Origin of the sequence: Streptomyces sp. 8N706, from assembly GCF_052245415.1 — a bacterium.
Lineage (GTDB): Bacteria > Actinomycetota > Actinomycetes > Streptomycetales > Streptomycetaceae > Streptomyces.
Genome location: NZ_JBQQBW010000127.1, coordinates 1 through 18,215, shown reverse-complemented (window position 1 = coordinate 18,215; position 18,215 = coordinate 1). Strand labels below are relative to the sequence as shown.

Genomic DNA, 18,215 nt, shown 5'->3' with positions numbered 1-18,215 from the left:
GCGGCGGTCCTGGACAACCGCGCACGGCCGGGCACCGAGCCCCCGGCCACAGCCGCCCGGACGGCCCGTACGGCCACGCCAGGGGGCCGGCGGACACGGCCGAGGAGGCCGGTGGCCGTCCGGCGCCCGAGGGTCGCGCCGCGGTCCGACGCGCGGCGGCACATGACCGCGGTCCCACACCCGCGCAGCGCGCCCGCGCGGAGGGTGCCTCCCCGATCATCCCGCCCGGCATGGAGTCCGCCCTGCTGACGGCGGGGCTCGCCGCACTGATCGCGGTCACGGCGCCGCTGGCCCGTCCGGCACTCGCCCTCGCCGTCGTGCTGCTCCAGGCGGTGACCGCGGCCGGCTGGTACCGGCTCAACGGCATGTGGCCCGCCCGCCAGGGCATCGCCCTCGCCTTCGCCGGCGGCCTCACCACCGACATCGCCCTGCTCGCCACGGCCCGCGAGGACGCCCCCACGGTGGCGCTCGGCACGCTGGGCGTCTGGTGCCTGCTCGTTCTGGTCCTCCAGTTGCGCAACCACAGCTCGCCGGACGAGCGGCTGTACGCGCTGACGGCAGGCGTCGCCTCCACCGCCCTGACCGTGCTCGCGGCGGGCCATCTCGCCGCGTCGGCCGTGTCCTCCGGCGCGGTGGTGGTCGGTGCCGTCGCCGTGGCCGTGGCGGCCGTCGCCCGCGCGCTGCCGCTGCCGTCCCTCGTCTCCCCCGCGGCCGCGCTGGCCGCGGCCGCCGGCGCCGGCATCGCGGCCGGGCAGCTGACGGGGCTCGGGGCGTCCGGCGCGCTCCTGGGCGCGGTGGCCGGTGGCTGTGCACTGATCGGACTGCGGGTGGCGAGCTACGACTACCCCTCCCGGTTCGTGCATCTGACGGCCGGAGTGGCGCTTCCGCTGGCGATGGCGGGACCGGCCGCCTATGTGCTGAGCCGGGCCCTCGGATGACAGTGATCGCCCCCTTCGGGTGATCTGCCGGTTAGGCTCACGGGATGACGCGGGTCTGATCGAAAGGGTGGGGGATCCAGTCGAATGCGTGCACTTCGAATACTTCTGATCATTGCTGTGGTCCTGGGGGGCCTGTTCGTGGCAGCCGACCGCATCGCGGTCGGTCTGGCCGAGTCCGAGGTGGCGGGAAAGATCAAGAGCACTCAGGGGCTCAGCGCGAACCCCGAGGTCTCGATCAACGGTTTCCCGTTCCTCACCCAGGTCGCGGGCAAGGAGCTGGACGAGGTCGACGTGACCATGGACGGCGTCACGGCCAGCTCCGCGGGCCGGTCGCTCCGGATCACCGAAATGACCGCCGAGCTGCGAGATGTGCGGCTCGAGAACAACTTCTCCTCGGCCACCGCGGACCGCGCGACCGGCTCCGCCGGCATCAGCTACGCGGATCTGTCGACGGCCTCGAGCGAGGGCGTCACGGTCAGCTACGGCGGCCGGGACCAGTCCGGAAAGAGCCAGGTCAAGGTCACCGCGCGGGTGGCACTGCTCGGCCGGAGCTTCGAGCGCAGCGTGATCAGCACGGTCAGCGTCGTCGACGGTGACACCATCCGGCTGCGGGCCGACGAGATCCCGGGGGCGGGGATCCCGGGACTGGAGAACCTGGTCCGCGGGAAGATCGACTTCGATCGGGAGATCAGCGGACTGCCGCAGGGCCTGAAGTTGGACAAGGTCGTCACCACCGAGAAGGGCGTCGACATCTCGGTGGTGGGCGACGGGGTGAAGCTCGCGGGCTAGCACCGGGCCCGGGGTGGCGGGACCCGCGCGGGAGGGCAGGGTCCGCAGAGCGAGACAACCCCGTCCGTACAGCAGATGGCGTATCCGCAGGCCACCCGCCGTACGGGCGCACCGGATCGTGCACACACGAGGCGTCTCACATCGCGGGCATTCGCATCTCATCATTCGACACGCCGGTGACATGCACGCCTGCGCGTCCTTACGATCGGACACATGAAGCGACAGGCGGATCTCACGAAGCGGCGGGCAGTCGACCTGTGCCGTGTCGCCGCCATGCTCTGTCGCGCCTTCTGAGCAGGAGCTCCGACTCCCGCTTCCCCCAGGGCCCTTGGCCCTCCCCGCTCAACGAAGCGGCCACGCGCCGTGCGCACCCCGCAGGACCGCGCGTCGGCGTCCCCCGCAAGCCCGCGCATCCGTAACTGCCCCGGAGGAGAACAACATGAGCCGCAGCGACGTCCTGGTCGACGCCGACTGGGTCGAGGCCCACATCGACGACCCCAAGGTGGTCATCGTCGAGGTCGACGAGGACACCTCGGCCTACGACAAGAACCACATCAAGAACGCCGTACGGATCGACTGGAAGAAGGACCTCCAGGACCCGGTGCGCCGTGACTTCGTCGACCAGGCCGGCTTCGAGAAGCTCCTGTCGGCGAAGGGCATCGCCAACGACGACACCGTCATCCTCTACGGCGGCAACAACAACTGGTTCGCCTCCTACGCCTACTGGTACTTCAAGCTCTACGGCCACGACAGCGTGAAGCTCCTCGACGGCGGCCGCAAGAAGTGGGAGCTCGACTCCCGTGACCTGGTCGTCGAGGTGCCGGAGCGGCCTGCCACCGAGTACAAGGCCAAGGAGCAGGACACCTCCATCCGCGCCTTCCGCGACGATGTCGTGGCCGCCATCGGCAGCCTCAACCTGGTGGACGTGCGGTCCCCTGACGAGTTCAGCGGCAAGCTGCTCGCCCCGGCGCACCTTCCGCAGGAGCAGTCGCAGCGCCCCGGCCACGTGCCCAGTGCCCGCAACATCCCGTGGTCGAAGAACGCCAACGACGACGGCACCTTCAAGTCCGACGCCGAGCTCAAGAAGCTCTACGAGACCGAGCAGGTCGACCTGGCGAAGGACACCATCGCCTACTGCCGCATCGGTGAGCGTTCCGCGCTCACCTGGTTCGTGCTGCACGAGCTCCTCGGCCAGGAGAACGTCAAGAACTACGACGGTTCCTGGACCGAGTACGGCTCCCTCGTCGGTGTGCCGATCGAGCTCGGCGCCAACAGCTGACACCCCGCCCCTCTACTGAAGGAACAGACACGCATGTGTGGAGCTAAGACCGGCGGCCCCGACCTGGCAGGAGTGGACGTGGCCAAGGAGACGATCATCCAGGGTTCGGTGACCCGCGACGGCGAGCCCGTCTCGGGCTACGTCCGCCTCCTCGACGGCGGCGGCGAGTTCACCGCCGAGGTCCCGACCTCGGCGACCGGGCAGTTCCGCTTCTTCGCGGCCCCCGGCACCTGGACGCTGCGTGCCCTCGTCCCGGGCGCGACCGCGGACCGTACGGTCGTCGCCCAGCAGGGCGCGGCGGCTGACGTCGCCATCGCCGTCTGACATACCGCGCACCACGGCCGGAGGGCCGTACCCCGGGTTGGACTCTCAGGGGTACGGCCCTCCGGGCTTTCCACTCCTGGGCCTCCCGGCCTCCGGCCGTACGTCCGCTACCCCCGCCGCCGGGCTCCCCCATACGTCCAGGACGTACGCCACCGGGCTCCCGGCCGTGCGCTCCGTACGTACGCTGCCAGGCCTCCCCGGCCGTGCGCTCCGTAGTACGCCGCCAGGCCCCCGGCCGTACGCTGGAGACATGTACACACGGCGTCGCCGTCGGTATTTCGTCCTGATGGGGCTGTGTCTGGGACTCTTCGTCCTGGCGTGGGGCGTCGTGCGCCTCTGGTCGGTTCCGGTCGCCGTGGGCATGTGCGTGATCGCGATGGTCATTCCACCGGTCGCGGCGATCGTCGCCAACCGCAGGGAGCCCGACGACCACTGGTGGGACGTGCCGGACGACAGCTGGCTGGACGACGAGCCGCTGGACGACAGCTGGCGCCGTTTCGAGCACTACGGGCGGCAGACCGGCGACGAGAGCCGGGGCGACGACGAGTAGGCCGCACCCCCACCCCGGCCGAGCTCAGCGGCTCCGCGCCTCCGTGGGTCTCCGTGCCTCCGTGGGTCTTCGCGTCTCCGTCGGCCTCAGCGCAGCCGCGGGCCTCAGCACAGCCGTGGACCTCAGCGCACCCACGGGCCTCAGCACAGCCGCGGGCCTCAGCGCACCCGTGGCCCTCAGCGCACCCGTGGGCTTCAGCGCCTCCTCCGGTCGGCGCCAAGCCAACACCCTCAGCGGCCCCGCAGCGTCTCAGTAGACGAGCGCCTGGGTGTCGTCGGCCAGCGCCTCGCTGACGAAGACCTGCGCCCCCGCGATCCGTACGCCCTCCAGGACGTCCTTCTCCGTGATCTCCCGGCGCGCCGCGCACTGGGTGCACAGGGTGATCCGGCCGGCCGCGAGGACCGACTCCAGCAGGTCCGGCAGCGGCGCTGCGTGCGGAAGCTCGAACTCGGCCGCCCGCCCGGGCAGGGCGAACCACGCGGACTCACCGGTCAGCCAGAGCGAGACCTCCACCCCGCTGGCCACGGCGACCGCCGCGACCGTGAACGCCTGAGAACACCGCTCCGGAGCATCCGCACCGGCCGTCACCTTGATCACGAACTTCTTCGCCATGTGCTCACTCTAGAACCGGTGGGCCACGACCCCACGAGCCCCTCACGCCGCGCGGAGAGGCTGCGGCGGCCCTGGCAGCGTCGCCGCCCGGGCCGCCGACTAGACTCGGGCTCGGTCCGTAACACCACACACTCCTCCGAGGAGCGCGCTCGTGCTTGAGGCATTCTTCATCGCCCTGCTGGTTCTGGTCTGCGTCGGCGTGGTCGCGTTCGCCGGTATCACCGTGAAGAAGCTGTACCAGGGCCAGCGCTGACCGACGCCTCCTCCGCCGTCTAGAGATCGTCTGAGCTCATGATCGAGATCCCGTCCGACCTCCACCCGGACCTCGTCCCCCTCGCCTTCCTCCTCGGCAACTGGGAGGGGGCGGGCGTCTTCGCCCCCGTCTTCGAAGGGGACGGGGGGCCCGGCGCCGAGAAGTGCAACTTCGGCCAAGAGGTGACCTTCACCCACGACGGCCGGGACTTCCTCGAGTACATCTCGCACACCTGGGTGCTCGACGGCGAGGGCCGCAAGGTCCGCCCGCTGGAGTCGGAGTCCGGCTACTGGCGGATCGACAAGGACCGGAAGGTCGAGGCCGTGATGGTCCGCGACCAAGGTGTCGTGGAGATCTGGTACGGCGAGCTGGCCGATCAGAAGCCGCAGATCGACCTGGCCACCGACGCCGTCGCCCGCACCGCCTCCTCGGGTCCGTACTCGGGCGGCAAGCGGCTGTACGGCTACGTCAACGGTGACCTGATGTGGGTCGGAGAGAAGGCCACCCCCGAGGTCGAGCTGCGCCCCTCCATGTCCGCGCATCTGAAGAAGGTCGTCGACCCCAGCGAGTGGGCCAAGGACCTCAAGGACCTGCCCGACGACGGCATCGCCTTCTTCAAGTAGCGCTCCGGCCACACGCGGCGCCCCCGTCACTGTCGGAACCGCCCCTCTTACACTGGCCGTGTGGTGACCACCGACTGGCAGAGCGACCTCAGAAGGCGCGGGTACCGGCTGACCCCGCAGCGCCAGCTCGTTCTGGAGGCCGTGGACGAGCTGGAGCACGCGACCCCGGACGAGATCCTCACGGAGGTGCGCCGTACCGCGGGCGGGGTGAACATCTCCACGGTCTACCGGACCCTGGAGCTGCTGGAGGAGCTGGGGCTCGTCAGCCATGCCCATCTCGGGCACGGAGCGCCGACGTACCACCTCGCGGACCGGCACCACCATCTGCATCTGGTGTGCCGGGACTGCGGCGACATCATCGAGGCCGATGTGTCGGTGGCGTCCGGCTTCACCGGCCAACTGCGCGACGTCTTCGGCTTCGACACCGATATGAAGCACTTCGCGATCTTCGGTCGGTGCGCCAAGTGCTCGGCCACGGCCGGTACGGCGGCGAATACGGACCGCCCAGAGGGTGAGCCGACCACCGGACCGTAGGCTGGTACGTATGCAGGCACACTCACCAGCCAGCCCTCTGCTCTCGCTGCCCGGCGCCGTCGCCGCCGAGGCCCCGGACGAAGGCGTCGCCGCGCACTACGGCGATCTGTTCCGCGAACAGCGTGCGCTCGCCGACGGCCGCGGCTTCGTGGATCTCTCGCACCGCGGAGTGATCACCGTGAGCGGCGAGGAACGGCTGGCCTGGCTGCATCTGCTGCTCACCCAGCATGTCAGCGAGCTGCCGCCGGGCCAGGCGACCGAGGCCCTGGTCCTCTCCGCGCACGGGCACATCGAGCACGCGCTCTACCTCGTGGACGACGGCGAGACCACCTGGGCCCACGTCGAGCCGGGCACCCAGGGCGAGTTGATCGCCTATCTGGAGAGCATGAAGTTCTTCTACCGGGTGGAGGTGAAGGACGCGACGGAGGAGTTCGCCGTCGTACACCTCCCGGCGGGCTCGATCACCGACTCCCCGGACGGCGTCACGGTACGGGAGACCCCGCACGGCCGGGACCTCTTCCTGCCCCGCGGGGACCTGGAGTCCTTCGCAGCGGCGAACGGCCCGGCCGCCGGCGTCCTCGCGCTGGAGGCCCTGCGCATCGAGGCGCACCGGCCGCGCTTCGGCCTGGAAACCGACCACCGGACGATCCCGCACGAGCTGGGCTGGCTGGGTACGGCCGTCCATCTGCAGAAGGGCTGCTACCGCGGCCAGGAGACCGTGGCCCGCGTCCACAACCTGGGGAAGCCGCCGCGCCGGCTGGTCTTTCTGCATCTGGACGGCAGTGAGGTGAAGCTCCCCGGGCACGGGGCGCCGGTGCGGCTGGCGGCCGATGGCGAGGAGGGGCGGCAGCTGGGGTTCGTCACGACGTCCGCGCGCCATCACGAGCTGGGCCCGATCGCGCTGGCGCTGGTCAAGCGGAACGTGCCGGTGGACGCGGAGCTGATCGCTGACGCGACGGCGGCGGCGCAGGAAGTCGTCGTCGAGCCGTAGCCCGTCCGGGCGGGCCACCGGCTGCGGCCCCGCGCCGGCCCCCGGCCCGCCCGGCCACGGCCACCCGCGATGCCCGCGGCCCCGGCCCGCGGCCCCGGCCGTCGGCCGCGGGCGGTCACCCGCCGGGCCGTGCACACACCAGCGGGCCGCCTCGCCTACCGCGTGGTACGCGAGGCGTGGTCCGTTCGCCCGGCCGCGCTCCTCGCATACGGTCCCGGCCCCACCGGCCACCGCCGCGCACACCGCCACACGCCACGCGTACGGGTCCCCGCCTCGCGCACCGCCACCCGTCTCGCGTACGGGTCCCCGCCTCGCGCACCGCCACGCGCCTCCCCTACGGGTCCCGGAGCCACCACCGGTCACAGCCGCGCAGGCCCCGGCCGCCACCGCCGCGCACACCGCCACACGCCACGCGTACGGTCCCCGCCGCGCGCACCGCCACCCGTCTCGCGTACGGGTCCCAGCCGCGCGCACCGCCACGCGCCTCCGCTACGGGTCCCGGCCACCACCGGTCACAGCCGCCCAGTCCCCGGCCGCCACCGCCGCGCACACCGCCACGCGTACGGGTCCCGGCCGCGCGCACCGCCACGCGCCTCCCCTACGGTCCCGGCCACCACCGGTCACAGCCGCCCAGGCCCCGGCGGTCCAGGCTCTGGTCGCTCAGAGCGTGTCGCTCAGGGTGTCCGCGAGTCGTTGCCGTACGGTGCGCACGGCCGGCAGGACCGAGACCGCGACCGCACCGGCCACCGCGGCCACGCCGATCAGCAGCAGGACCCCCGGCGGGGGCGGCTGGGCGATGCCCGCCCCGATGCCGCTGGCCCGCCCCTGGAGATCGATCAGCCAGTCCGCGGCCAGGACCCCGGCGGCTGTGCCGGCCACCGCGGCGGCCAGAGCGGTGAAGCCCGTACCGGCCACGATCACCGTCATGATCTGTCGCGGAGTCAGACCGATGGCCTTGAGGGCGAGCAGATCCCTCCGGCGGTCGCGCACCCCCGCGCCGATCGTCGTCGAGAGCTCGGCGAGACCGGTCAGGGCCAGTACCGCCACGAGTCCCACGATCACCCCGCGGACGGCCGACAGCTCGTCCGCCGGGTTGGGGATCTTCCGTACGTCCAGCCGGCCGTGCGCCGAATCCGCCAGTGCGGTGCTCACCGCGGCGGGGTCGGCCCCGGCGGCCAGCTCGAGGTGGTAGAAGTCCGGCCGCAGCGAGGTGTCCCGCTCGCGCAGGGTGTCCATGGAGGCGGAGATCACCCGGCCGCCGTTCTCGGGCTCGAGGCTGCGGCCGACGATGTGCAGGACCTGGGGCCTGCCCTCGACCGTCATCCGTACCCAGTCGCCCACCCGGGCCTCCAGCAGGTCGAGCAGACCTTGACCTGCCACCGCCTCGTCCGGGCCGCGGACGGCGCGTCCCTCGGCGACGGAGAAGGGATACGGATCCCCGGCCGTGCCCAGGCCGCGCAGAGTGATCGTTCCCGTCTGTCCCGGGACCAGCGCCTCCACCTCGGCGCCGGGATGCGCCGTGGTCACCTCGGGGCGGGCGGTCAGCAGCCGTCGTACCGCGGCGTCGTCGAGGCCGTCGCCCCGGGCGGTGAGCTCGGCGGCCAGCCCCACCTTCTCGGGGTGGCTCTCGAAGCGGTCGAGGGTGGTCCAGGCGGCGAGGGCGACGGTGATGAGCAGCAGGGGCACGGCCAGCCGGCCGACGGCGGCCGAGGAGCGTGCCGGGTGGTGGAAGGCGCCGCGCCAGCCGAGCACGAGGGCGGGCGGGATCCGCAGGCCGAGCGCGCGGATCGCCGTAGCGGACATCCGTCGGCTGACGGGGATCGCCGCACGGGCCACCGGCACGGGAGGGACCCGGCCCGCCCGCCAGGCGGCCAGCCCGGTCGTCGCGGCGATGAGCAGCATGGCACCGGCCGAGATCACGGACGGCACCCAGGCCTGCTCGGGCAGGTCCTGCCAGAGCGTCATGGCGTCGCCGATACGGCCGGGGAGCCGTGCGCCGAGGGCCTCGGTGAGGACCGCGCCGCAGACGACCCCCAGCAGGGCGAGGGCCAGATGCTCGACGAGGAACATCCGGACGACCTGGGCAGGGGTGAAGCCGATCGCCTTGAGTACGGAGATGTCCCGCAGATGGCCGCGGATCCTGGTGCCCACGGCTCCGGCCACCGCCAGCGCGGCCGCCAGCAGCGCGCCGAGCCCGAACAGGGCGAGCAGCAGCCCGAGGAGCCGGTCACCGCCCTCGGCGTCGGCCCGCGCCTGCTGCCAGGTGGACACCTTGGCGATCCGCTCGGCGCCGAGCTCGGTGACCGCACGCTGGACGGCGTAGTCGGTGTCCTCGGGGTCCTCGAGCCGCAGCCCGATGGTCTGGCCGAGGCGGTGCGGGTCCGGCTCGACCCGCTCGAGCGTCGACGGGAGCACCCAGCCGACACCGGAGGTCTCCCCGGCCCGGAACTCCGGCTCGGCGCTGTCGGCGATCCCGGCCACGCGCAGCCGTACGGTGCCGCCGGGGCCGCGGACGCCGAGCGCGTCGCCCGGCTCGGCCCACAGCGCGCGGGCGAGCGAGCTCTCCAGCACGATGCCGTCCGTGGTGGCCGGGTCGAGCCAGTGGCCGGAGGCGACCAGCGGGCGGGCCACCTCTGGCGGCTCGCCTCCGGTGCCGCGCAGTTGCAGCGTCGCCCTGGTGCCGCCGAGCTCGGCGGTGGCCGGGGCGGTGGAGAAGGGACCGGCGGCGGCGTCGACGCCCTCGAGTCCGGTGAGCTCTCCGGTGAGCCGTTCGGTTTCCGGCCCGGCCTTCGCATGGATCCACACATGCGCGCCGTCGGACTGGCTGAAGACCCGCTGCCAGGGGTTGGCCGCGTAGGCCAGGAAGGCGCCCGCCAGCAGCAGGGAGACGATGATCCCGGCCGTGGCGAGGACCAGGAACAGGGCTTCGCCGCGATGCTTCCGGAGGTCGGCGCGCACCCAGCGCACCGTGGCCCGCATCCTGCTCAGCCCTTCAGTTCGAGCACATCGGCGACGCCGTCGCCCCGCCGGGCACCGGCGCCGAGCGTCGCGTCGTCGGCGATCCGGCCGTCGAAGAAGCTGATCACGCGGTCCGCGGTGCTCGCGACCCTCGCGTCATGGGTGACCAGCAGGATCGTCTGACCGCGCTGGTGATAGCGGGACAGCAGTCGCAGGACCTCACGGGTGCCCTTGCTGTCGAGACTGCCGGTGGGCTCGTCGGCCAACAGCAGGCTGGGCTGGTTGACCAGCGCGCGGGCGAGGGCGACGCGCTGCTGCTCCCCGCCGGCCAGCTCGCCGGGGGTGCTGTTCTCCTTGCCCTCCAGGCCCAGCTCGGCCAGGAGCTCGGCACGGCTCTCCCGGGCCTGCCGGGGACTGCGCCCGGCCAGGAGAGCGGGGAGCTCGACGTTGTCGGCCACGGTGAGGTTGGAGACCAGGTTGAAGAACTGGAAGACGATGCCGATGCTGCGGCGGCGCAGTACGGCCCAGCGGGCCTCGCTGTAGGAGTCCACCCGGCGGCCGTCGAGCCACAGCTTGCCGCTGTCCGGCCGGTCGAGCCCGCCCAGCAGATGCAGCAGGGTCGATTTCCCGGCGCCCGAGGGACCGGTCACGGCGACGAATTCGCCCCGTTCCACGACGAGGTCGGCACCGCGTACGGCCCGGGCCGTGGCACCGTCCGTGCGGTACGTCTTCACCAGGCCCTCGGCCCTGACGATGGGGGGCGCGTCCCCGGCGGGGGTCGTCTCCCCGGCTCCGGTGGGGAGCCGGTCCTCGCGGCTCATTCCAGCTCCTCCTGACATCGCTCCAACCAGTCGAGGTCGGCTTGCAGATGCAGCATCGCACCCTCGATCAGCAGCTGTGCCACCCGGTTGTCCCGGTCCTCGGCCGCGGCCAGCTTCGACAGATCGCGCATGGTGTTGAGGTAGTGGCGGCGCTGCTTGTTGATCAGGGCGATCTGGTCGGCCGTCCCCGAGCTCGGGGCGAGGGCGAGCTTCATGAAGAACTCGTCCCGTACCCGTGGCTCGTCCGTCGGCTCGTCGAACCAGGCGGCCACCGCCTCACGGCCCGCCGCGGTGAGTTGGTAGATGCGCTTGTTCGGCCTGCTGGACTGGGTGACGTCCTCGCCCTCGATCAGTCCGGCCTTCTCCAGCCTGCTGAGGGTGACATAGATCTGCCCGACGTTCGGCTGAGGGTACGCCGCGCCCAGAAGCTTCTCAAGGGCCTGCTTGAGCTCGTAACCGTGAGCGGGGCCCTTGGAGAGAAGTGCCAGGAGGGGCAGACGCACGCTCGCCCTCCTCCCTCCCGCCGTACTTGCCCGTTAGGTGGTCGCTGACGGCGCTCCCCGGCTGTGAGCCGGATCGCCCTCGGACCTTTATGCGACATCTAGTATCGCGCATGCCTAACGGGTATACAGGTGCCCGGACGCCGGGCACGCCAGGCCGGCGCCGGCGCACGAGGAGGAACCTATGCGGTGGACGCGTGCCGCGGGTAGGGGGCTCCTGGCAGCGGCGCTGCTTCTCGCGGGCTACGCGGGGACGGGCACGACGGGTGGCGAACTCGCGGCCGGTCCCGGCGGCCGGGGCCCGATGACCCTGGTCACGGGCGTCGATCTGACCGGTTATCTCCGCGGTGTGCTGAAGGACTGGAACCGGACGCACCCCGCCGAGAAGGTGACCCTCGTCGAGCTGCCGGAGGCCGCGGACGAGGTCCGCGCGCAGATGGTCACCAGCCTGCGGTCCGGCAGCGGCCGCTTCGACGTGCTCAATATCGATGTCGCCTGGACGTCCGAGTTCGCCGCGGCGGGCTGGATCGCCCCGCTCGACCGCGACCGCTTCCCGCTGAAGCGCTTCCTGCCGCCGGTGGTCGACACCGCCACGTTCGGCGGCCGGCTGCACGCCGTCCCCTATGTCACCAACGCGGGCCTGCTCTACTACCGCAAGGACGTGCTGGAACGGGCCGGTGAGCGGCCGCCCCGCACCTGGGCCGAGCTGAGACGGCTGGCGAGGACGGTCGCCCCGCGGTACGGGCTGGACGGTTACGCCGGACAGTTCCTTCCGTACGAGGGCCTCACGGTGAACACCGCCGAGGCCATCCAGTCCGCAGGCGGGACGGTCCTCGCCGACGAGGGCGACCGGGTCACCGTCGGCTCGCCCGCCGCCCGTAAGGGGCTGGAGTTCCTCACCGGCGGCGTCCGGGACGGCTGGATCCCGAAGAAGGCACTCACCTTCAAGGAGGAGGAGTCCCGGGAGGCCTTCCAGAACGGACGGCTGCTCTTCCTCCGCAACTGGCCGTACGCGTACTCCCAGGCCAACGGGGAGGGCTCGAAGGTTGCGGGGAAGCTCGGAGTGGTGCCGCTGCCGGGGCCGAAGGGGCCCGGCTCCAGCATCCTCGGCGGCTCCAACCTCGCGGTGAACACCGACTCACGGCACCCGAAGTCCGCGGCCGACCTGATCCGGTATCTGACGAGCGAGCGCGTGCAGCGCCGGGTGCTCACCGAGGGCTCGCTGCCTCCCGTATGGGCCGACCTGTACGACGATCCCGGGCTGGTGCGCCGCTTCCCGTACCTGCCCACGCTCGAGGAGAGCGTCCTCACCGCCAAGCCGCGGCCCAAGAGCCCCCGGTACGAGCAGGTGAACCTGGCGGTGCAGGCCGTCGTCCATGACGCGCTGGCCCAGCGGCAGACACCCGCGAGCGCCGTCGCCCGTCTGCAGCGGGAGCTCGAGGCGATCGCGCGCCGAGGCTGACTCGGGCGGCTCGTCACCACCCCTTCTACTTACTTGTTGAGTAAGTGAGCTTATGTAGCTCCTGTTTTCATCCGGGCAAACCAGGACAACTGTGCGACCGTTCTGGGATTGTTCTCGCAGACTCGTTGACACCTGTTCGACACGGCTACTTAACATGCATGCACAACGGCGGCTGACCCATCGAGGCCGCATCGACTCAGAACAGGTCAACGGGACATGCTCATAGCCACGACCGCCACAACCCAGCACTGGTGGCGGGATGCGGTGATCTACCAGGTCTACGTCCGCAGCTTCCTCGACAGCACCGGCGACGGCATCGGCGACCTGGCCGGGGTCCGGGTGGGGCTGCCGTATCTGAAGAAGCTCGGGGTGGACGGCATCTGGCTGAGCCCCTTCTACCCCTCCCCGCAGCACGACCACGGCTATGACGTCGCCGACTACTGCGGCGTGGACCCGGTCTACGGGGACCTGGCCGAGTTCGACCAGCTGGTCGCCGACGCCCACCGGCTGGGGCTGAAGGTCCTCATCGACATCGTCCCCAACCACTGCTCCAGCGCCCACCCCTGGTTCCGCGAGGCCCTGGAGAGCGGCCCGGACAGCAAGGCCCGCTCCCGCTTCCACTTCGCCGACGGCCGGGGAGCCCACGGGGAGCTGCCGCCCAACAACTGGCGGGCCATGTTCGGCGGCCCCGCCTGGTCCCGGGTCCGCGAGGCGGACGGCCGGGAAGGCCAGTGGTACCTGCATATGTTCACCCCGGAGCAGCCCGACCTCAACTGGCGCGAGCCCGCCGTGGGCCACCACTTCGACGAGGTGCTGCGCTTCTGGCTCGACCGCGGTGTGGACGGCTTCCGCATCGATGTGGCGGCCGGCCTCTACAAGCACCCCGAGCTCCCCGACTCCCCCGACCCGGAGGCGGACGAGCGGTCCCGCGACTCGGTCAACCCGCTGGCCTGGAACCAGCCCGAGGTGCACCAGGTGTGGCGGGACTGGCGCGCGGTGTGCGAGGAGTACACCGCCCGCGACGGCCGTGACCGGCTGCTGGTCGGCGAGGTGTCGGTGCCCACGGCCCGCGAGCACGCCGAGTACGTCCGCCCCGACGAGCTGCACCAGGCCTTCTTCTTCCATCTGCTGAGCGCCCGGTGGGATGTCGACACCTTCCGGAAGACCATCGCCGAGGCGATGCGCGACATCGCCGGCACCGGTTCCACCGTCACCTGGGTGCTCAACAACCACGACCAGGTCCGGACCGTCACCCGCTACGCGGGCGAGCCGAGCGGGGAGGCGAGCGGGCTCGGTCCCGCCCGCGCCCGTGCCGCCGCCCTGCTGATGCTGGCCCTGCCCGGCGCCGCCTACGTCTACCAGGGCGAGGAGCTGGGCCTGCCCGAAGTCGTCGACCTGCCCGACGAGGTCCTCACCGACCCGATCTTCCACCGGACCGGCAGCCGCCAACACGTCCGCGACGGCTGCCGCGTACCGCTGCCCTGGACGGGCCACGCCTCACCGTTCGGCTTCACCTCCGGCGCGGGAGCCGCCCGGCCGTGGCTGCCGCAGCCCGAGTGGTTCGCCGATCACGCCACCGACCGGGCGCTGGCCGACACCCGCTCCTTCTGGCACCTCTACCGCGACGGGCTGCAGCTCCGGCGCAGCCTGCCCCAGCTGGGCGAAGGCACTCTGCGCTGGCTCGAGACGCCGCCGCAGGTCCTCGCCTTCGTCCGCGGCGACGGGCTGGTGTGCGCGGTCAATTTCGGCACGGACCCCGTCCCGGCGCCCGTATCCGGCACCCCGCTGCTGGCCAGCGGGGACTGCACCCCGGGGATGCTTCCCGGCTCCACCGCTGCCTGGTGGATCAGCGATCTTCCCCTCTCCACCTCCTCGAAGGGAAATACCCCATGAACCCGACCATGAGACGGCGTACAGCGGCCTCCGGCGCGCTGGCCCTCGGCCTCGCGCTGACGGCGACGGCCTGCAGCGGCACGACCGGAACGGCAAGCTCCGGCGAGCAGGAGCTCAAGGGCAAGAAGGTCACCGTCGCCGGCGTCTGGACCGGCGTGGAGCAGAAGAACTTCAAGAAGGTCCTGGACGCCTTCAGCGAGAAGACCGGCGCCGAGGTCAACTTCATCTCGACCGGTGACAATGTCTCCACCGTCGTCGGCAGCAAGATCGAGGGCGGCAACGCCCCGGACGTCGTGATGGTGCCGCAGGTCGGCGTCCTCCAGCAGTTCGCCGACAAGGGCTGGCTCCAGCCCCTGTCGGCCAGCGTGTACGAGAAGGCCGGGATCAACTTCGCGCCGGTGTGGCGCGACTACGGCAGCGTCAACGGCAAGTTCTACGGCCTCTACTTCAAGGCGTCCCACAAGTCGACGGTCTGGTACAGCCCGGAGGCGTTCGACACCGCCGGCGTGCAGCCGCCCAAGAGCTACGAGCAGCTGCTGAAGACGGGCCGCACCGTCGCCGACTCGGGCCTGCCCGCCTTCTCCGTCGCGGGCGAGGCCGGATGGCCGCTCACCGACTGGTTCGAGAACATCTACCTCTCCCAGGCCGGGCCCGAGAAGTACGACAAGCTCGCCGCCCACAAGATCCCGTGGACCGACCCCTCCGTGGTCAAGGCGCTCACCACCCTGGGCGAGCTGTTCAAGGACAAGAACCTGGTCGCGGGCGGCGGCTCCGAGGCGCTGCGCACCGACTTCCCCGAGTCCGTCGAGCAGGTCTTCGGCAACAGCCCCAAGGCCGGGATGGTCTACGAGGGCGACTTCGTCGGCGGTCTGATCTCCGGCCAGTTCAAGAAGAAGGTCGGCGAGGACGCCAAGTTCTTCCCCTTCCCCGCCGTCAAGGGCGGAAAGGCCCCGGTCGTCGGTGGCGGCGACGCCGCGACCGTACTGAAGGCCGGCAAGAACCGTGAGGCGGCCATGAAGCTCGTCGAGTACATGGCGACGCCGGAGGCGGCCGAGATCTGGGCGAAGGCGGGCGGCTTCATCTCCCCCAACGAGAAGCTGGACCTGGGCAGTTACGCGGACGCCACCAGCCGTAAGACGGCCGAGTCGCTGGTGAAGGCGGGCGACTCCATGCGGTTCGACATGTCCGACCAGGCTCCGGCCGCCTTCGGCGGGACCCAGGGCGCGGGCGAATGGAAGATCCTCCAGGACTTCCTGCGCGACCCGTCCGACCCGCAGGCCACCGCCAAGAAGCTCGAGGCCGCCGCGGCCAAGGCCTACAAGGACTGAGAGCCCTCACCATGTCTGCCACCGCAGTGCCGGAGAAACGAGAGAAAGTCGCGTCCGGCAAGCACGCGCCCGACGGAGTTCCGCCCCGCAGCAGCGGGGCGGACCCCCGCCGGCGCGCCACGCGGCGACGGCGGCTCATCGCCCTCGTCTTCCTGCTGCCCGCGCTGCTCCTGCTCGGTGCCCTGGTCGCGTACCCGATCCTGTTCACCGTCGGCCGCAGCCTCTTCGACGCCTCCGGGACCCGTTTCGTCGGCGCCGAGAACTACACCGAGATGTTCCGCGACCCGGCGACGCTCACCGCGATCCGCAACAGCGCCATCTGGGTCGTCGTCGCTCCGGCGCTGCTGACCGGGCTCGGGCTGATCCTCGCCGTGCTCACCGAGAAGATCCGGTGGGCGACCGCGTTCAAGCTGCTGATGTTCATGCCGATGGCGATCTCCTTCCTCGCCGCGGGCATCATCTTCCGCGTCGTCTACGAGCAGGACCCCGAGCGCGGGGTGCTCAACGCGGTGGCCGTCGGCGTGCACGACTCCTTCCACGAAGGGGCGGCCTTCCCGAACGCCCGTGCCCGTGAGGGCGTGGGACCGCAGCAGGACGGGCCGGGGCTGAAGGGACGCGCGGACGGCTCGTACCGTACGGCACAGGACCTCGGCCCGGGACAGACCGTCAACCTCCCCCTGGTCGGCGTCCCGCCCAAGGAACTGCCCAAGGAGGCCGAGCCCGCCCGTGCGGCAGCGGCCGCCAAGGCCGGCGGCGACGAGCTGCGGGGCGTCGTCTACGTCGACTTCACCCCCGGCGGGGGCGGCAAGCCGGGCCGCGTGGACCCGGCCGAAAGCGGACTGCCCGGAATGACCGTCGAGGCGGTACGGGACGGCAAGGTCACGGCGAAGGCCACCACGGCCGCCGACGGCTCGTACCGCTTCACCGGCCTGAAGGCGGGCTCGTACGCCGTGCAGCTGCCGGCCGCGAACTTCGCCGAGCCGTACCAGGGCATCGCCTGGCTCGGCCCCGCCCTGGTCACCCCCGCCATCATCGGCGCCTATCTGTGGATCTGGACCGGGTTCTCCATGGTGCTCATCGGCGCCGGACTGGCCGCCCTGCCCAGGGATGTGCTGGAAGCGGCCCGGATGGACGGCGCGAGCGAGGGACAGATCTTCCGCAGGATCACCGTGCCGCTGCTGGCCCCCGTCCTGACCGTGGTCTTCGTGACCCTGGTCATCAATGTGATGAAGGTCTTCGACCTCGTCTACATCATCGCCCCCGGGCCCGTACAGCAGGAGGCCAACGTCCTGGCCATGCAGATGTGGCTGGTCTCCTTCGGCGGCGGCAACAACCAGGGACTCGGCAGCGCCCTCGGCGTCCTGCTGCTGCTCCTGGTCGTCCCGGCCATGGCCTTCAACATCCGACGCTTCCGCAGGAGCCAGTCATGACCACCCTCCACGCCACTCCCCGGAAGCGGCCGGCCGCCTGGCTGGCGAAACGGGTCAGCGGCGGCCTGGTGCAGGCCCTCCTGGCGATCGTCGGACTGCTGTGGCTCACCCCGGCCCTGGGGCTGTTCCTCTCGTCGCTGCGCTCGGAGGAGGACAACGCCACCACCGGCTGGTGGACTGCCCTCACCGACCCCGCCGGGCTCTCCTTCGACAGCTACTCGGCGCTGCTGAAGGACTCGGGCATCGTCCAGGCCTTCTGGAACACCGTGCTCATCTCGGTGCCCACCACCATCGCCGTGGTCGTGATCGCGGCCCTGGCCGGCTACGCCTTCGCCTGGCTGGAGTTCCCCGGCCGGGACTGGATCTTCCTGATCGTGGTCGGGATGCTCGTCGTCCCCATCCAGGTGGGCCTGCTGCCAGTGGCCCAGCTGCTCGGCGGGCTCGGGCTGTTCGGCTCCGTCCCCGGCGTCGTGCTCTTCCACGTCGCCTACGGTCTGCCGTTCGCGATCTTCCTGCTCCGCAACTATTTCGCGGAGCTGCCGCGGGAGATGCTGGAGGCCGCCCGGATGGACGGCGGCGGCGAATGGCGGATCTTCGTACAACTCGTTCTGCCGCTGGGGCGGCCGGCGATCGCGAGCCTGGCCATCTTCCAGTTCCTGTGGGTGTGGAACGACATGCTCGTCGCGCTGATCTTCGCCGACAGCGAGTCGCAGCCGCTGACGGTGGCCCTCCAGTCGCAGATGCGGCAGTTCGGCAGCAACATCGGCGTGCTGGCGCCCGGGGCGTTCCTGTCCCTGATCGTGCCGGTGGTCGTGTTCTTCGCCTTCCAGCGCCACTTCGTGCAGGGGGTCATGGCGGGATCGGTGAAGTAGGACCCGGTTGTTGCGGCACCTGGTGCCGTGGCGGGGGGGGGGGGGGGGGGGGGGAGAA

The 18,215-nt window shown here is 71.4% G+C and carries 18 protein-coding genes; 14 read left to right on the top strand and 4 right to left on the bottom strand.

The window, feature by feature from the left end; genetic code table 11:
- The 6 genes from ACTWQE_RS29835 to ACTWQE_RS29810 form a co-directional block, all read left to right on the top strand.
- Positions 1-938 (top strand): hypothetical protein (locus ACTWQE_RS29835; RefSeq protein ID WP_443332196.1); only part of this gene is annotated, 938 nt, incomplete at its 5' end.
- An 84-nt stretch (positions 939-1,022) separates the two neighbouring features.
- Positions 1,023-1,727, top strand: coding sequence for an LmeA family phospholipid-binding protein (locus tag ACTWQE_RS29830; RefSeq protein ID WP_443332195.1), 705 nt, complete (start codon positions 1,023-1,025; stop codon positions 1,725-1,727).
- Between the two features lie 213 nt (positions 1,728-1,940).
- A complete protein-coding gene (locus ACTWQE_RS29825) occupies positions 1,941-2,021 on the top strand; it encodes a putative leader peptide (protein ID WP_355172694.1) in 81 nt (26 codons plus the stop codon).
- Positions 2,022-2,166: 145 nt separating this feature from the next.
- A complete protein-coding gene (locus ACTWQE_RS29820; protein WP_443332194.1) occupies positions 2,167-3,006 on the top strand; it encodes a sulfurtransferase in 840 nt (279 codons plus the stop codon).
- Positions 3,007-3,039: 33 nt separating this feature from the next.
- Positions 3,040-3,330, top strand: coding sequence for a DUF1416 domain-containing protein (locus ACTWQE_RS29815; RefSeq protein ID WP_443332193.1), 291 nt, complete (start codon positions 3,040-3,042; stop codon positions 3,328-3,330).
- A 250-nt stretch (positions 3,331-3,580) separates the two neighbouring features.
- Positions 3,581-3,880: a DUF3099 domain-containing protein gene (locus tag ACTWQE_RS29810; protein WP_443332192.1), complete on the top strand. Its 300-nt coding sequence runs from the start codon at positions 3,581-3,583 to the stop codon at positions 3,878-3,880.
- A 249-nt stretch (positions 3,881-4,129) separates the two neighbouring features.
- On the opposite strand, the gene ACTWQE_RS29805 is transcribed toward ACTWQE_RS29810, so the two are convergent.
- The gene (locus ACTWQE_RS29805) at positions 4,130-4,492 is read right to left on the bottom strand and encodes a DsrE family protein (protein WP_443332191.1); all 363 of its coding nucleotides are present in this window, start codon (positions 4,490-4,492) and stop codon (positions 4,130-4,132) included.
- A gap of 291 nt (positions 4,493-4,783) precedes the next feature.
- Here ACTWQE_RS29805 and ACTWQE_RS29800 point away from each other — a divergent pair, with 291 nt between their 5' ends.
- The 3 genes from ACTWQE_RS29800 to ygfZ are packed head-to-tail and all read left to right on the top strand — an operon-like array spanning position 4,784 to position 6,893.
- The gene (locus tag ACTWQE_RS29800) at positions 4,784-5,368 is read left to right on the top strand and encodes an FABP family protein (protein WP_443332190.1); all 585 of its coding nucleotides are present in this window, start codon (positions 4,784-4,786) and stop codon (positions 5,366-5,368) included.
- 60 nt (positions 5,369-5,428) lie between these two features.
- Positions 5,429-5,902, top strand: a complete 474-nt coding sequence (locus ACTWQE_RS29795; protein ID WP_443332189.1) for a Fur family transcriptional regulator — start codon at positions 5,429-5,431, stop codon at positions 5,900-5,902.
- A gap of 10 nt (positions 5,903-5,912) precedes the next feature.
- Entirely contained in the window at positions 5,913-6,893 is a 981-nt protein-coding gene (gene ygfZ, locus ACTWQE_RS29790; protein WP_443332188.1) for a CAF17-like 4Fe-4S cluster assembly/insertion protein YgfZ, read from the top strand.
- A 660-nt stretch (positions 6,894-7,553) separates the two neighbouring features.
- Here ygfZ and ACTWQE_RS29785 read toward each other — a convergent pair.
- The 3 genes from ACTWQE_RS29785 to ACTWQE_RS29775 are packed head-to-tail and all read right to left on the bottom strand — an operon-like array spanning position 7,554 to position 11,175.
- Positions 7,554-9,872, bottom strand: a complete 2,319-nt coding sequence (locus tag ACTWQE_RS29785) for an FtsX-like permease family protein (protein ID WP_443332187.1) — start codon at positions 9,870-9,872, stop codon at positions 7,554-7,556.
- A gap of 5 nt (positions 9,873-9,877) precedes the next feature.
- Entirely contained in the window at positions 9,878-10,672 is a 795-nt protein-coding gene (locus ACTWQE_RS29780) for an ABC transporter ATP-binding protein (RefSeq protein WP_443332186.1), read from the bottom strand.
- Positions 10,669-11,175, bottom strand: a complete 507-nt coding sequence (locus ACTWQE_RS29775; protein ID WP_443332185.1) for a PadR family transcriptional regulator — start codon at positions 11,173-11,175, stop codon at positions 10,669-10,671. Before ACTWQE_RS29775 ends, ACTWQE_RS29780 begins: the two co-directional genes overlap by 4 nt.
- A 181-nt stretch (positions 11,176-11,356) precedes the next feature.
- Between ACTWQE_RS29775 and ACTWQE_RS29770 the strand changes: the two genes are divergently transcribed.
- From ACTWQE_RS29770 to ACTWQE_RS29750, 5 genes are all read left to right on the top strand, one after another.
- Positions 11,357-12,634 carry an ABC transporter substrate-binding protein gene (locus ACTWQE_RS29770; RefSeq protein ID WP_443332184.1) on the top strand — a complete coding sequence of 426 codons (1,278 nt, stop codon included), beginning with the start codon at positions 11,357-11,359 and terminating at the stop codon, positions 12,632-12,634.
- Positions 12,635-12,850: 216 nt separating this feature from the next.
- Entirely contained in the window at positions 12,851-14,527 is a 1,677-nt protein-coding gene (locus tag ACTWQE_RS29765; protein WP_443332183.1) for a glycoside hydrolase family 13 protein, read from the top strand.
- A gap of 8 nt (positions 14,528-14,535) precedes the next feature.
- A complete protein-coding gene (locus ACTWQE_RS29760) occupies positions 14,536-15,855 on the top strand; it encodes an ABC transporter substrate-binding protein (RefSeq protein WP_443332182.1) in 1,320 nt (439 codons plus the stop codon).
- 11 nt (positions 15,856-15,866) lie between these two features.
- Positions 15,867-17,285 carry an ABC transporter permease subunit gene (locus ACTWQE_RS29755; protein ID WP_443332181.1) on the top strand — a complete coding sequence of 473 codons (1,419 nt, stop codon included), beginning with the start codon at positions 15,867-15,869 and terminating at the stop codon, positions 17,283-17,285.
- Entirely contained in the window at positions 17,282-18,157 is an 876-nt protein-coding gene (locus ACTWQE_RS29750) for a carbohydrate ABC transporter permease (RefSeq protein WP_443332180.1), read from the top strand. Before ACTWQE_RS29755 ends, ACTWQE_RS29750 begins: the two co-directional genes overlap by 4 nt.
- The last annotated feature ends 58 nt before the right edge of the window (positions 18,158-18,215 follow it).